At 60.0% G+C, this 210-nt stretch carries 1 pseudogene; it reads right to left on the bottom strand.

The annotated features are described in order from the left end of the window. Positions 1 to 27 precede the first annotated feature (27 nt). Positions 28 to 210 (bottom strand): annotated as a pseudogene (locus B3F77_RS15565) (ABC transporter ATP-binding protein); the annotation flags it as partial.

Raw genomic sequence — 210 nt, 5'->3', positions numbered from 1 at the left:
CGCAGTGACAAGCGTGGGGGCCATCTTCTACAAGCTCAGTCCCTGTCCGGCTTCCTCGAAGGTGTGGCCGTCGCGTATGTGATAAATGCGCTTGAAGGTCGGGATGATTTTTTCGTCGTGCGTCACCACGATGATGGCAGTTTGGGCTTGCTGGGCCATCTGGTTCAGGATGCGCATGACGGCCAGGGCGCGTTCGCTGTCCAGCGGGGC

The sequence above is a fragment of the Polaromonas sp. UBA4122 genome (assembly GCA_002381615.1).
GTDB lineage: Bacteria > Pseudomonadota > Gammaproteobacteria > Burkholderiales > Burkholderiaceae_C > Polaromonas.
The sequence above is the reverse complement of the archived record's forward strand: the minus strand, read 5'-3'. Positions and strand labels throughout refer to the sequence as shown.